Annotated in this window: 10 protein-coding genes; 8 read left to right on the top strand and 2 right to left on the bottom strand. The window is 74.0% G+C overall.

What is annotated here, in order from left to right; translation table 11 throughout:
* Positions 1 to 213: 213 nt before the first annotated feature.
* The 5 genes from AC3IF1_RS00330 (at position 214) to AC3IF1_RS00310 (ending at position 5,577) form a co-directional block, all read left to right on the top strand.
* Positions 214 to 1,452, top strand: a complete 1,239-nt coding sequence (locus AC3IF1_RS00330; protein ID WP_489214972.1) for a glycosyltransferase family 4 protein — start codon at positions 214 to 216, stop codon at positions 1,450 to 1,452.
* Between the two features lie 176 nt (positions 1,453 to 1,628).
* Positions 1,629 to 2,390, top strand: coding sequence for a PIG-L deacetylase family protein (locus AC3IF1_RS00325; RefSeq protein WP_489214970.1), 762 nt, complete (start codon positions 1,629 to 1,631; stop codon positions 2,388 to 2,390).
* Positions 2,380 to 3,045 carry a uracil-DNA glycosylase gene (locus tag AC3IF1_RS00320; RefSeq protein WP_489214968.1) on the top strand — a complete coding sequence of 222 codons (666 nt, stop codon included), beginning with the start codon at positions 2,380 to 2,382 and terminating at the stop codon, positions 3,043 to 3,045. The genes AC3IF1_RS00325 and AC3IF1_RS00320 overlap by 11 nt, the downstream gene beginning before the upstream one ends.
* A 159-nt stretch (positions 3,046 to 3,204) precedes the next feature.
* A complete protein-coding gene (locus AC3IF1_RS00315) occupies positions 3,205 to 4,290 on the top strand; it encodes a lysylphosphatidylglycerol synthase domain-containing protein (protein WP_243971660.1) in 1,086 nt (361 codons plus the stop codon).
* A gap of 15 nt (positions 4,291 to 4,305) precedes the next feature.
* Positions 4,306 to 5,577 (top strand): ATP-binding protein, encoded by a 1,272-nt coding sequence (locus tag AC3IF1_RS00310; protein ID WP_489214966.1) that lies wholly within the window; start codon positions 4,306 to 4,308, stop codon positions 5,575 to 5,577.
* On the opposite strand, the gene AC3IF1_RS00305 is transcribed toward AC3IF1_RS00310, so the two are convergent.
* Positions 5,559 to 6,170: a glutathione S-transferase family protein gene (locus AC3IF1_RS00305; protein ID WP_489214964.1), complete on the bottom strand. Its 612-nt coding sequence runs from the start codon at positions 6,168 to 6,170 to the stop codon at positions 5,559 to 5,561. The two genes, AC3IF1_RS00310 and AC3IF1_RS00305, sit on opposite strands and share 19 nt — an antisense overlap.
* A gap of 262 nt (positions 6,171 to 6,432) precedes the next feature.
* On the opposite strand from AC3IF1_RS00305, the gene AC3IF1_RS00300 reads away from it, so the two are divergent.
* The gene (locus tag AC3IF1_RS00300) at positions 6,433 to 8,919 is read left to right on the top strand and encodes a heavy metal translocating P-type ATPase (RefSeq protein ID WP_489214962.1); all 2,487 of its coding nucleotides are present in this window, start codon (positions 6,433 to 6,435) and stop codon (positions 8,917 to 8,919) included.
* Positions 8,920 to 8,956: 37 nt separating this feature from the next.
* Here the strand turns inward: AC3IF1_RS00300 and AC3IF1_RS00295 are convergent, their stop codons facing one another.
* Entirely contained in the window at positions 8,957 to 10,801 is a 1,845-nt protein-coding gene (locus AC3IF1_RS00295) for a hypothetical protein (protein ID WP_489214960.1), read from the bottom strand.
* Between the two features lie 174 nt (positions 10,802 to 10,975).
* Between AC3IF1_RS00295 and AC3IF1_RS00290 the strand changes: the two genes are divergently transcribed.
* Both AC3IF1_RS00290 and chrA read left to right on the top strand, forming a co-directional pair.
* Entirely contained in the window at positions 10,976 to 12,148 is a 1,173-nt protein-coding gene (locus tag AC3IF1_RS00290; protein ID WP_489214958.1) for a M20 aminoacylase family protein, read from the top strand.
* A complete protein-coding gene (gene chrA / locus AC3IF1_RS00285; protein ID WP_489214956.1) occupies positions 12,106 to 13,479 on the top strand; it encodes a chromate efflux transporter in 1,374 nt (457 codons plus the stop codon). Before AC3IF1_RS00290 ends, chrA begins: the two co-directional genes overlap by 43 nt.
* Positions 13,480 to 13,486 lie beyond the last annotated feature (7 nt).

Raw genomic sequence — 13,486 nt, 5'->3', positions numbered from 1 at the left:
AGGGGAACCCGGGTTCAGGAGTGGGCAGAGCAGATGTGCGGGCGTGCGCCCCGGTTTGCACCGTCGCTCCCCTCTCCCGACCCCCTGCGGGGGCCACCCTCCCCCGCAGGGGGGGGAGGGAGAGCCGAGGTGTCTCCAGGGTATCCTGCCAAACCGGATGAGTGAATCCGATAGCCCACACGGGGGAGAGGCATCTGGCCTCCCGGTGTACCGATGAGAATCCTCTTCCTCAGCCGCCGCTACTTCCCGGCGATATCGGGCATGAGCGTCTACGCGCAGAACCTGCTGCGCGAGTTGGTCGAGGCCGGCCACGACGTGACGATGATCTCGCAGTACCGGGGCGACGCCTTTGGCACCCGGGTCTACGGGGGCGGTCCGCCGCCGCCGGTGCCGGGGGTGCGGGTGATCGGGCTGGAGCAGCTCGGCGAGCAGACCTCCGGCGACTTCGAGCGCGACATCGCCACCATGGTGGACGCCATCGTCCGAGAGCACGCCAGAAAGCCCTTCGACGTGCTGCACGCGCAGTACGGCTATCCCACCGGCTGGGCGGTGCTGCTCGCCGCCCGCAGGCTCGGGGTGCCGAGCGTCGTGTCGATCCAGGGCGGCGACGGCCACTGGGTCGGCTCCTGCTGCGAGACCCACCGCGTCGCCATGTGCGAGGTTCTGGCCCACGCCAACGCCCTGCTGATCGGGGGCGCCTCCTTCGTGGACGAGGTCTGCGGGCGGCTCGGCTCGGACCCCGACCGCTTCACCATCGTGCCCGGCGCGGTCGACACGGGCCGGTTCGCGCAAGGGACGCCGGACGGGCTGCCGGCGCCCCATGCCGGCCCGGTGCGGCTGTTCTATCACGGCCGGGTCGACCGCCGGAAAGGCGTGCTCGACTTCATCCAGGCCCTGGCGATCCTGCGCGAACAGGGCACGCCCTTCGCGGCCACGATCTCGGGGATCGGACCGGATGTGGAGCCGGCCCGGGCCCTCGCCGCGGAACTGGCCTTCCCGGAGCGCGACATCGCCTTCACGGGCTACGCCGAGTACGGCGACGTGCCCGACCTCTACCGCCGGGCCGACGTGTTCGTCTCGCCGACCTACGCGGAGGGCTTCTCCAACACGATCCTGGAGGCGCTGGCGGCCGGGCTCGCCACGGTCTCGTGCCACGCGGTCGGCGTGTCCGACTGCCTGCGCGACGGGGAGAACGGGCTGCTGGTCGATCCGGGCGACGTGCCGGCGCTGGCCGCCGCGCTGACCCGGATCATCACCGACGCAGGACTGCGCCGCCGCCTCGCCACGGCCGGCCTGGCGGAGTGCCGGCGGGTCTATTCCTGGCATGCGGTCGGGCGCCAGATCATGGACGTCTACGGGCGCGTGCGCGGTGAGACGCCGGCGACCGATTTCGCGGAGGATCTCCCCTACGATCCGAGCTGCCGGTTCCGCGCCGAGCCTCATCTGCTTTGACGGCGAATTCGGAATGTCCCACCCACCTCCCTCATCCTGAGGTGCCCGCGTCAGCGGGCCTCGAAGGAGCCCTCCAGCCAGCGCTGCGATCCCTGGAGCCCTTCGTCGAGGCTGCTCCGCAGCACCTCAGGATGCGGGCGCGGGTTGGATCTGTCCAAGCCGATAGGCTCTGACCCATGCCCAAAGCCCTCGCCCTCTCGCCCCATCTCGACGACGCGGCCTTCTCCTGCGGCGGCCTCCTGGCCAGCCTGGCGCGGGACGGCTGGCGCGTGGTGATGGCGACCCTGTTCACCGGCAGCGTCGCCGACCCGACGGGCTTCGCCCTCGCCTGCCAGCTCGACAAGGGCCTTTCGGCGGCAGTCGACTACATGGCCCTGCGCCGGGACGAGGATCGCCGCGCCGCCGCCGAACTCGGCATCGTCCCGCCGGTCCATCTGCCCTTCCGGGAGGCGCCGCACCGGGGCTACGGCTCGGCCCCGGAACTCTTCTCCGACCCGCGCGCCGACGATGCCGTCGCGGCCGATCTGGCGCCCGCCCTCGCGGACCTGATCGCCGCCGAGACTCCCGATCTCCTCCTCGCCCCGCAGGCGATCGGCGGCCATGTCGACCACGTGCAGGCGATCCGGGCACTCGACAGCCTCGGTCCGGCGCAGCCGGTCCTGTGGTGGCGCGACTTCCCCTACACGGTCCGCGAGACCGTACCGCTTGAGCCGCTCGCCGGGCAGTTCATCGACCGGCCCGCGCGCAGGATGCGCCTCGCACCGGAGGCCCAGGCCCGGAAGCGGGCCGCCTGCGCGGCCTATGCCACGCAGATCGGCTTCCAGTTCGGCGGCCCGGCCGGCCTCGACGCGCGGCTCGCCCGGGAGGACGGGATCGAGCGGTTCCGCCTCTCCGGCCGGCTCGACGCGGCGGCGATCCCCGGCCTCGATGCCGGCTGAGCCGCCGGCACCGAAATCGCTCGCCGATCCGGACGCCCTCGCGGCCCGCCGCGCCCTGATCGAGGCCCCGCACATCGCGCCGATCCGGGCCCTGGCCGCGCGGATCGCGGCGGAGCGCGGCGCCCCGGTGCCCGCGCCCGACCCGCTGGACGGCGGCGTCGGCGCCCGGATGCTGCTCCTCCTGGAGACGCCCGGCCCGGCGATGCTGCGCACCGGCTTCGTCACCCGCGACAGCGCGAACGGCACCGCCGCCAACCTGTTCGGCTTCCTCGCCGGGGCCGGGATCGACCGGTCCGATACCCTGATCTGGAACGCCGTGCCCTGGCTGATCCACGCGGAGGGCGCCCGCAACCGGGCGCCCCGCCGGGCCGAGGCCGCCGCCGCCGTGCCGTATCTCGCGCCGCTCCTCGACCTGCTGCCGCGCCTCGCCGTGGCGGTGCTGGCCGGCCGGTTCGCCGGAGAAGCGGCGCCCGCATTCGTGACGCTCCGGCCCGACCTGCCCGTGATCCGGATCCCGCATCCGAGCCCGACCTATGTCTGCACGTCGCCGGAGGTGGCCGCCCGGATCCGGCGCGGCCTGTCGGAGGCCGCGGCGCTCCTGAAGGGGCAAGTCGGCTCGGGCAATCTGACTGAGGGATCGTCGGCTCAGGGATAGTCGGCTTGGGATAGAACGCCCGCCACCGCGGCCCCTTCCCTGGCCTTGCGCGCCGGTTCGGCCTACATGCGGGGCAACGGGCCGCGGTCCGGGATCATCCGGCGCGGGCTCGACGCCCTCGGCGGGGCCGCGCAACCGGAAGGGCGGACGCCGAACGGCATGAACTTTCAGGGACAGCACCGGACGCCGCCCGAACCGGCGGAGCCGGTCCAGCATGACGCCGCGGCCGCGCCGCGGAAGAGCCGGGCCAGCCGCTATGCCTGGATCGGCACGGCCGCCAGCATCGTCCTGTTCGCGGTCTCCCTCGGCGTGCTGTGGAAGCTCGTCCAGAGCGTGAGCTGGGCGGAGGTGCGCACCGCGGTCACGGCGGCGACGGGGGCGCAGCTCGGCCTCGCCTTCCTGTTCGTCGGCATCAGCTACCTGTTCCTCACCGGCTACGACGCGCTGGCCCTGCGCCAGCTCAAGATCAAGGTGCCCTACCGGATCACCGCGCTCGCCTCGTTCACCAGCTACGCGGTGAGCTTCACCCTCGGCTTCCCGCTACTGACCGCCGGCACCATCCGCTACTGGATCTATGCGCGGCAGGGACTCTCCACGGCCAAGATCGCCGCGCTCACGGTGATCGCCGGCTTCACCTTCTGGCTGGGCATGGGCGTGGTCCTGGGCCTCAGCCTGATCATCGAGGCGGGCCAGCTCGCCGGGCTCGCATTCACGTCGATCCGGATCAACCAGTCGGTGGGCCTCGCCGCACTGGCCCTGGTGCTCGGCTACCTCGCCTGGGTCTCGGCCAAGAAGCGCAGCATCACCGTCAGGCAATGGCGCCTGGAACTGCCCGGCGCCTCGGTCTCCATCGGCCAGATGATCGTCGGCATCGGTGACGTCTGCGCGGCGGCGGCCGTGCTCTACGTCCTGCTGCCGCCGGAGACGACGCTGGCGTTCACCACCTTCCTGGCGATCTACGTGCTGGCCGCCATGCTGGGCATCGCATCGAACGCCCCCGGCGGCATCGGGGTGTTCGAGGCGACGGTGCTGCTCGCCCTGTCGAGCCTGCCCCGCAACGAGGTTCTGACCTCGCTCCTGCTGTTCCGGGGCTGCTACTATGTCGTGCCGTTCGTGACCGCCCTGGCGATGCTCGGTCTCTACGAGATCGTGAAGCGCGCCGGCGGGGCGCGCGATCCCGGACCGCCGGAGGGCACGGCCGGCCCCTCCGCGCAGGGATGGCACGACCAGCCCGGACCGCGCTGACCGGACCGGACGGCGATGTCCGACCGCCTGCGCAGCTCCCGAGCCTGGATCGGCGCCGCGACCGCCGCGGGCCTGTTCGGCCTCGCCGCCGCGCTTGCCGGGCACCTCGACCTCCCGCTGATCCTCGCGGGTCTCGGCGCGACCGCCATCGGCGGCTGGCTGGGTTCACGCGGCGCGGCGAAATCGCCGCCCCGACCGACGGCGACGGCGCCGCGTCACGCGGTCGCCGAAGCGTTGCTCACCCACGTCCCCGACCCGGTCATCCTGGTGGACCGGCGCACCCTGGTGGTGGAGGCCAACCCGGCCGCCCGGGCGCTGCTGCCGGCCCTGCACCATGGCCGGCCCCTGTCCTTCGCCCTGCGCGATCCGGAGGTCCTCGACAGCGTCGAGGCGGTGCTGAGTTCGGGGATGCCGCGCCGGGTCGCCCTGTCGACCCGGGTCCCCCTGGAGCGGACCTTCGAGGTGCAGATCGGCGCCCTGCCGATGCCCGACGGGTCCGGCGTCAGCGCGCTCCTGTTCCTGCGCGACCTCACCTCGGCCCGGCGCCTGGAGGCGATGCGGGTCGATTTCGTCGCCAATGCCAGCCACGAGCTGCGCACGCCGCTCGCCACCCTGATCGGCTTCATCGAGACCCTGCAGGGCCCCGCCCGCGCCGACACGCAGGCCCGGGAGCGCTTCCTGGAGATCATGCGCGTCCAGGCCCTGCGCATGACCCGGCTGATCGACGACCTGCTGTCGCTGTCCCGGATCGAGCTGCGCGAGCACGTGGCGCCCACCGGCGTGGTCGATCTCGGGGCGCTCGCCCGCCAGATGGTCGACGCGCAGGGCCCCCCCGCCGAGGCCCGGGGCGCCACGATCCGGTTCGAGGACGGCGCCGGGCCCTACCGCGTCCCGGGCGATGCCGACGAACTCACCCGGGTGATCGAGAATCTCATCGAGAACGCCGTGAAGTACGGCGGCGGCCGGATCGGCGTCGGGCTGACCCGGGAGAACGACCCCCGGCTCGGCAGCCGGATCGTCCTGTCGGTGACCGACGACGGGCCGGGCATCCCGCCGGAGCACATCCCGCGGCTGACCGAGCGGTTCTACCGGGTCGACGTCGCCTCCAGCCGGGCGCGCGGCGGCACGGGCCTGGGGCTCGCCATCGTGAAGCACAGCCTCAACCGCCACCGCGGCCGGCTCACGATCGAGAGCACGGTCGGGGAGGGGACGGTGGTGCGGGTCAGCCTGCCGGATTACGGGGCCGCCGCCGCGCCGGCGGTGCTCGATCAGGCCGGCGCACCATAGGGCCCGATCCCGAGCCCGGCCTCGACGCGGCCGATCCAGGCCCGGACCGCCGGATAATCCGCGAGGTCGAAGCCGCCTTCATGCGCCATCCGCGTGTAGGCCACCAGCGCCACATCGGCGAGGGTCAGCGTCGGACCGGCCATGAAGGCGGTGCGTGCGAGGGTCGCCTCCATCAGCCGCAGCGCGTCCGCGCCGCGCTCCGCGAGCTTCGGGTCGAGCGCGTCCGGCGACCGCTTGAGGAAATGAAGCTGGTAGCGGCGAACCGCGATGTAGGGCTCGTGGCTGTACTGCTCCCAGAACATCCATTGCAGCATGCGCGCCCGGTCGAACGGCGTCTCCGGAACGAGGGCGGAGCCCTCCGCCAGGTAGACGATGATGGCGTTCGATTCCGACAGCACTTCGCCGCCGGGGAAGACGACGATCGGCACCCGCCCGGCCGGGTTGAGCGCCAGGAATTCCGGGGTGCGGGTTCCGCCCCCCGGGACGTCCACGTCGCGCCAGGTCGCCGGGAGGCCGAGATGGGCGGCGACCCATTTGACCTTCACGCAGTTCCCGGAGCCCGGATCGCCGTAGATCGTCAGCGGTTCGGCCATGTCGTCCCCCAAGTCCCGGCGCCGGGACGAGCTTGGCCGAAGGCCAGCGATCCGACAAGGATCGGTCGGGGAAACGGAGCCGTTCCCGCGGCCCATCCTGCACGGGATCCCGGGGCGCATCCCGCGTTCGCCCCATGCGCCCGGGAAAGGGGGAGCGCAGCGGAACCTGATCCGGGACCCGGCGCAGGAAAAAGCCGCGCCAGCGGTTCCGCGTGTGCCCACCCTTGACCATCCCCACCCCGGGATCCCCATCTGATGGGGCATGGACGCCTCGCTCACCTCCGCCGCCCGCCCGCAATCTGTCGCCCTGAACATCCCCGTGGAGGGGATGTCCTGTGCCTCCTGCGTCGGGCGCGTCGAGCGTGCGCTGGCGGCTCTGCCGGGGGCCCGGGACGTCGCCGTCAACCTCGCCACCGGCCGGGCCAGCCTCGTCCTCGGCGGAAGCGCCGGCCCGCTGGAGGCCGCGACGGCGCTGGCGGAGGCGGGATACCCGGTGCCCGAGGCGCAGAGCCTGCTGGCGGTGGAGGGCCTGTCCTGCGCGAGCTGCGTCGGCCGGGTCGAGCGGGCGCTGGCGGCGGTGCCGGGGGTGACCGGCGCCAGCGTCAACCTCGCCGCCGGGCGCGCCGCGATCCGCCACCCCGAGGGGCTGGTGGCGATCCCCGACCTCGTCGCGGCCGTGTCGGCGGCGGGCTACGAGGCCCGCCCCCTCGATCTCGCGACGCCCGTCGATCCGGCCGCCCGCCGGGCCGAGGAGGGCCGGGCCCTGCGCCGCGACCTGATCGTGGCCGCGCTCCTCGCGGCGCCCGTCGTGGTCCTCGATATGGGCGGTCACGTCCTGCCCGGCCTGCACGGCGGCCGGGTGACGGCGCTGGTCCAGGCGGTTCTGGCGACCCTGGTGCTTGCCGGGCCGGGCCGGCGCTTCTTCGTGCGCGGCGTCCCGGGCCTGCTCCGCGGCCACCCGGACATGAACGCCCTCGTCGCCCTCGGGGCGGGGGCCGCCTACCTCTACTCCCTGGTCTCGGTCGCGGCGCCCGGCCTCCTGCCCGCCGGCGCGGCGCATCTCTACTTCGAGGCGAGCGTGCTGATCGTCACGCTGATCCTGCTCGGCCGGACCCTCGAGGCCGGCGCCAAGGGCCGGACCGGCGCGGCCATCGCCCGGCTGATGGACCTCGCGCCCAAGACCGCCCGGGTGGTCCGCGACGGCGCCGAAGCCGATGTGCCGCTGGCCGCGCTGCGCCTGGGCGACGTGGTCCGGGTGCGCCCGGGCGAGCGCGTCGCCGCCGACGGCGTGGTGGTGGCCGGCACCGGCCACGTCGACGAGAGCATGGTCACCGGCGAGCCGGCGCCGGTCCGCAAGGCGTTGGGCGACCGGATGGTCGGCGGCACCCTCAACGGCCGCGGCAGCCTCGACCTGCGGGTCGAGGCTTTGGGCGGCGCCACCGTGCTCGCGCAGATCACCGCCATGGTCGAGCGGGCGCAGGGCGGCAAGCTGCCGATCCAGGCCCTGGTCGACCGGGTGACCGGGCGCTTCGTCCCGGCGGTGATCGGGATCGCCGCGGCGACCTTCCTGGGCTGGCTGCTGCTGGGCCCGGCGCCCGCTCTGGGGACCGCCCTGGTCAACGCCGTGGCGGTGCTGATCATCGCCTGCCCCTGCGCCATGGGCCTCGCCACCCCGACCGCTATCATGGTCGGCACCGGCCGGGCGGCGGCCCGGGGCGTGCTGTTCCGCGACGGTGCCGCCCTGCAGCGCCTGCGCGACGTGCGGGTCGTGGCCCTCGACAAGACCGGCACCCTGACCGAGGGCCGCCCCCGGCTCACGGACTTCCACGTCCGGCCCGGGATCGCCGAGGACGCGGCGCTGGCCCTCGCCGCCGGGCTGGAGACGCGTTCCGAGCATCCCCTGGCGGAGGCCGTCGTGGCGGCGGCGCGCGGGCGCGGGCTCGTGCTGCCCGAGCCGGAGCGCTTCGAGGCGGTGGAGGGGTTCGGCGTCTCGGGCCGGGTCGCGGGGAGGGACGTCGCGCTCGGCGCGCCGCGCTACCTCGACCGGCTCGGCATCGCCCGGGACCCGGACCTCGACGTTCGGGCCGGTCTCCTGGCCGAGGCGGGGCGCAGCCCCATCCACCTCGCCCTCGACGGCCGCCACGCCGCCGTGCTCGCGGTGGCCGATCCCGTGAAGACGGGCGCCCGTGCGGCGGTGGCGGCCCTGAAGGCGCAGGGTCTCACCGTCGCGATGGTGACGGGCGACGATCCCGGCGCCGCCGCCGGTGTCGCCCGGAGCCTCGGCATCGACCTCGTGGCCGCGGGGGTCCTGCCGGGCGGGAAGGTCGAGGCGGTCCGGCAGTTCCGGGCGGCGCACGGCCCCGTGGCCTTCGTGGGCGACGGCATCAACGACGCGCCCGCGCTCGCCGAGGCCGATGTCGGGCTGGCCATCGGCACCGGCACCGACATCGCCGTGGACAGCGCTGATGTGGTGCTGATGTCGGGTGCCCTCGACGCCCTGGTGGAGGCGCTGGCGCTCTCGCGGGCCGTCATGGCCAATATCCGGCAGAACCTGTTCTGGGCCTTCGCCTACAACGCGGCGCTGATCCCGATCGCGGCGGGTTTGCTGGTGCCGTTCGGGGGCCCCGCCCTGTCGCCGGTGCTGGCGGCGGGCGCGATGGCGTTCTCCAGCGTCTTCGTCCTGGGCAACGCCCTCCGCCTGCGCCACGCCGGCGGCGCGATGCCGACGGCCGTTCCCAAGACAGCCTGAGCGTGGAGGTCCATAGCGCGCGCGGAAAACCCCCGGCTCAGTCGCCGCGGATGCGCCATACCCTGAGCGCCGAACCGCCGGGCATGTCGCCGACCGGCGCGAGCCAGTCCGGGGCCGGTGCGGTGCCGCGGGCGAGGCTGGTGGCGAAGGGCTCGGGGCCGCCCGCCTCGGCCCCGTCAAGGGCGGATGTGCAGAGCAGCAGATAGTCGGCGCCGCGCTCCCGGGCGACCCGCCGCACGGTCGCCTGCGAACCCGCCGACGCCTCGATCGCGGCCCGCAACCCGACGCCGTTGCGGTGGTAGGGCGCGGCGACGACCGTGTGATGGGTCATCAGCAGGATGGCCGGCCCCAGATCGATCGCGCCGAGCACGAGCCCCGGCGGCAGGCGGTCGAGCGCCGCGTAGGCGGCCGGCGCGGTGCAGGCCTTCCAGTTCCCGTCGGCCACCGTCTGCGCCCCGATGGCGGCCGGTTCCAGGAGGCGCGCGGGCTGCTCGGCGGCGATGGCCCAAACCTTCCCGAGCATCGTCAGGGCCACGACGATCAGGGCCATCCGGTGCAGGCTCGACACCGGCCCCCGCAGCGCCAGGATGGCGCGGTCCAGGGCGATCGCCCCCATGAGGGGCACGAAGGCCCCCGCGATGTAGAGGCCCCGCGCCTGTCCGAGGGCGATCAGGGTGCCCGGGGCGATCAGCGTTGCCACGACGACGAAGAAGCGGCGGCGGTCCGGCGCCCGCTCGCGGATCGCCATCGCCCCGGCATAGAGGGCCGCCGCCACCAGGGGCGCGATGTTGGACAAGGCCACGTCCGGCTGGCTGCGGAGGATCTGCGGGAAGGCGCGCATCTCGTCGACCTGATCGAGCCAGGCGGTCCGCACGAGGGCATCCATGCCGGCGAACGGGCCGGCCAGGCAGGCCGGCGCGATCCCGGCGAACCCGGCCACCGTCGCCGCGCCGACGACGGCCGCCACGGCGCAGCGCCCGGTCCGGCCGAGACCGCGGCCATCCGCCGCCAGGGCCGCGCCGCCGAGGATTGCCGCCCCCGCCGCGAGCAGGAGCCAGGGCGGGGACAGCGCGTCGCAGGCCGGGACGCCCCAGAGGGCCGGTGCCGTCTGCACGCCGAACAACAGGAGGCTCGCCCCGAACAGGCCGGCCCCGTACCCGGCGAGCATGCCGGAGGCGCGTTCCCCGTGGGCGATCCAGTCCGCCAGGAGCAGCAGACCGGCCGCCGCGATGACCGGCACGGTCTCGAGGCCGATCGCCAGCGACAGCCCGGCGACGAGCCCGGCCGCGAGGCCCCGCTGCATCCGCCGGGCCGGATCGGCCAGTGCCAGGGCGATCGCCAGCATGGCGCAGAGCTGCGCGTTGTGGTGGTCGATCCGGCCGAAGCGGAAGACGTTCAGGAACACGGCGGTCTGGGGCGCGACGAACAGCACGAGCAGAGCCGCGCGCCAACCGAACAGCCGGCGCATGCCGAGGCCGGCGAGCACCCCGTAGAGGAGGAACAGCAGCACCGGCCACAGGGAAACGGCGGCGGCCTCCGCCAGCGTGTCCCCGAGGAGGGGCGTGAGCGCCAGGACGAGGCCGGCGATCGGCAGGTCGATCAGGCGGGACCAGTGCGAGGCGATCCCCGCCGGGGGCAGCATCCGGTGCTGCACGCTGTCGAACCAGCCCTGGCCGGCCAGGAGGTCGCGCACGCCGACGAGGCGCATCATGTCGTCGGTATCGGGCAGCCGCAGCCCGTCGACGATCGGCGCGAGGCCGCGCGGATCGTAGAGGCCGAACAGGGCGACCAGGGCCAGCGCGACCAGGACGGCCGGGCTGTCGAAGGGCGAGCGCCCCGCCCCCGCGCGGCGGACGGGCGGCGTTCCGACAAGGCTGGTCATTCAGGGGTCCCGGGCTCGGCGGCATGGTCGCATCACGGGCTTACCGGGTCGTGAAGCGGGCCGGTCCCGGACGCGCGTGGACGGCCGGCGTCCCCGCGCGCGACCGTTGACGGCGGCTCTGGCCCCGGCTTTGCTGCTCCTGCCGAGACCCGAAGGCGTTGAGAGCCCAGAGCCATGCCCGTCCTCGAACGGATCCGCGACTTCGCCGGCACGATGCAGGCGTGGCGGCACGACCTGCACGCCCATCCCGAACTCCTCTACGACGTCGAGCGCACGGCGGGGTTCGTGGCCGACCGCCTCCGGGCGTTCGGCTGCGACGAGGTGGTGACCGGCATCGGCCGCACCGGGGTGGTGGGCGTGATCCGCGGGCGCGGCCGGTCGTCCAACCGCGCCATCGGCCTGCGGGCCGACATGGACGCGCTGCCGATCCAGGAGGTGCGCGATCTGCCCTACCGCTCCACCGTGCCGGGCAAGATGCACGCCTGCGGCCATGACGGACACACGGCCATGCTGCTCGGGGCCGCCAAGTACCTCGCCGAGACCCGCGATTTCGACGGCGCCGCCGTGCTGATCTTCCAGCCGGCCGAGGAAGGCGGCGGCGGCGGCGACGCCATGGTCGAGGACGGGCTGATGGAGCGGTTCGGCATCGAGTCGGTCTACGGGATGCACAACATCCCCGGGATGGCGGTCGGCACCTTCGCGATCCGGCCGGGCCCGATCATGGCCTCGACCGACCGCTTCACCCTCATCATCGAGGGCCGGGGCGGCCACGCCGCGCTGCCGCAGAACGCCGTCGACAGCGTGCTGGTCGCCAGCCACGTGATCATCGCCCTGCAGAGCATCGTGTCGCGCAACCTCGACCCGTTGCAGTCGGCGGTGGTCTCGGTCTGCGCGCTCGATGCCGGGGAGGCGTTCAACGTGCTACCGCAGACGGTGACCATGCGGGGGACGATGCGCACGCTCTCGCAGGCGGTGCGGGCGCAGATCAGGGGACGCATCGAGACGCTGGTGACGGAGGTGGCGGCGGCCTTCGGCGCCACCGGCGTCACCGAGTTCGGCAGCAGCTATCCGGTCACCGAGAACCACCCGGCCGAGACGGACTTCATGGCCGATGTCGCGGAGGCGCTGGTCGGCGGGGCAAACGTCGATCGGGCCGTGGCGCCGATGATGACCGCCGAGGACTTCTCGTACATGCTCGGCCGCCGCCCCGGCGCCTACATGTTCATCGGCAACGGCGACAGTGCCTCGCTCCATCACCCGCATTACGACTTCAACGACGCGGCTGCGCCCTACGGAGCCTCCCTGTGGGCGCGCCTGATCGAGACCGGGCTGCCGCTGACGGCCTGAGCGCCGCGCCGAGCCTCGCTGGGACCGTCCCGGTCTGGCTGCGGGTGACGGCCCTGTCGTTCGGCGGTCCCGCCGGCCAGATCGCCGTGATGCACCGGATCCTGGTGGAGGAGCGGCGCTGGATCTCCGAGCGGCGCTTCCTCCATGGGCTCGGCTTCTGCACGCTCCTGCCCGGGCCGGAGGCGCAGCAGCTCGCGACGTATATCGGCTGGCTGATGCACGGGCCGGCGGGCGGGCTCGTCGCGGGCGGCCTGTTCGTGCTGCCGGGCCTCCTCGCCGTGATGGGCCTGAGCTGGCTCTACGTGCTGTACGGCCATGTCGACGCCGTCGCCGGCCTGTTCTTCGGCCTGAAGGCGGCGGTGCTGGCGATCGTGCTCCACGCCCTCTGGCGCCTCGGAGGCCGCGCCCTGCGCCGCCGGACCGACCGGATCGTCGCGCTCGCCGCCTTCCTGGCGCTGTTCGTGCTGGCTGTGCCGTTTCCGCTGGTGGTGATCGCCGCGGGCCTCGCGGGCCTCGCCCGCCGCCGCGGTGCCGATCCGGTCGCCGCCGATCCGGGTGCGGACGAGGCCGGCTTCCGCGTCGGCGCGGCGATGCTGCCGCGGGAGCGCGTCGGCGCGGCGGACTCGCTGCGCATGGCTGCGCTGTGGCTCGCGATCTGGCTGCTGCCGGTGGCGGCGCTGCTGGTCCTGCCCGGCGTGCCGCCGGTCTTCGGGCGGGTGGCGCTGTTCTTTTCCAAGATGGCCCTCGTGACCTTCGGCGGCGCCTACGCGGCGCTCGCCTACGTCGCGCAGCAGGCGGTGGAGCAATACGGCTGGCTGAAGCCCGGCGAGATGCTCGACGGGCTCGGCCTCGCCGAGACGACCCCCGGCCCGCTGATCATGGTGCTCCAGTTCGTGGGCTTCCTGGCCGGGTTTCGCGCGCCCGGCGCTCTGCCGCCGTTGCTGGCCGGGACGCTCGCCGGGCTCCTCACCACCTGGGTCACCTTCGTGCCCTGCTTCCTCTGGATCTTCGCCGGCGCCCCGCTGATCGGGCGCCTGCGCGGCAGCCGCCGCCTCGCGGGGGCGCTCTCGGCCATCACCGCCGCGGTGGCGGGCGTGATCCTGAACCTCGCGGTCTGGTTCGGGCTGCGGACGCTGTTCCGGCAGGTCGAGACAGTGCCGCTCGGTCCGCTGCGCCTCGATTGGCCGGTGCCGGGAAGCCTCGATCCGGCGGCCCTGCTGCTGACGCTGGCGGCGATCCTCGCGGTCTTCCGGTTCGGGCTCGGTACGCTGCCGGTCCTGGCGCTCTGCGCCGGCGCCGGGGTCCTCCTGCGGCAGGCGGGATTCGGCTGACGCCGCG

This window comes from Methylobacterium sp. E-012, from assembly GCF_057836545.1.
Note: the sequence above shows the minus strand (reverse complement) of the source record. Positions and strands in the feature narration are given on the sequence as shown.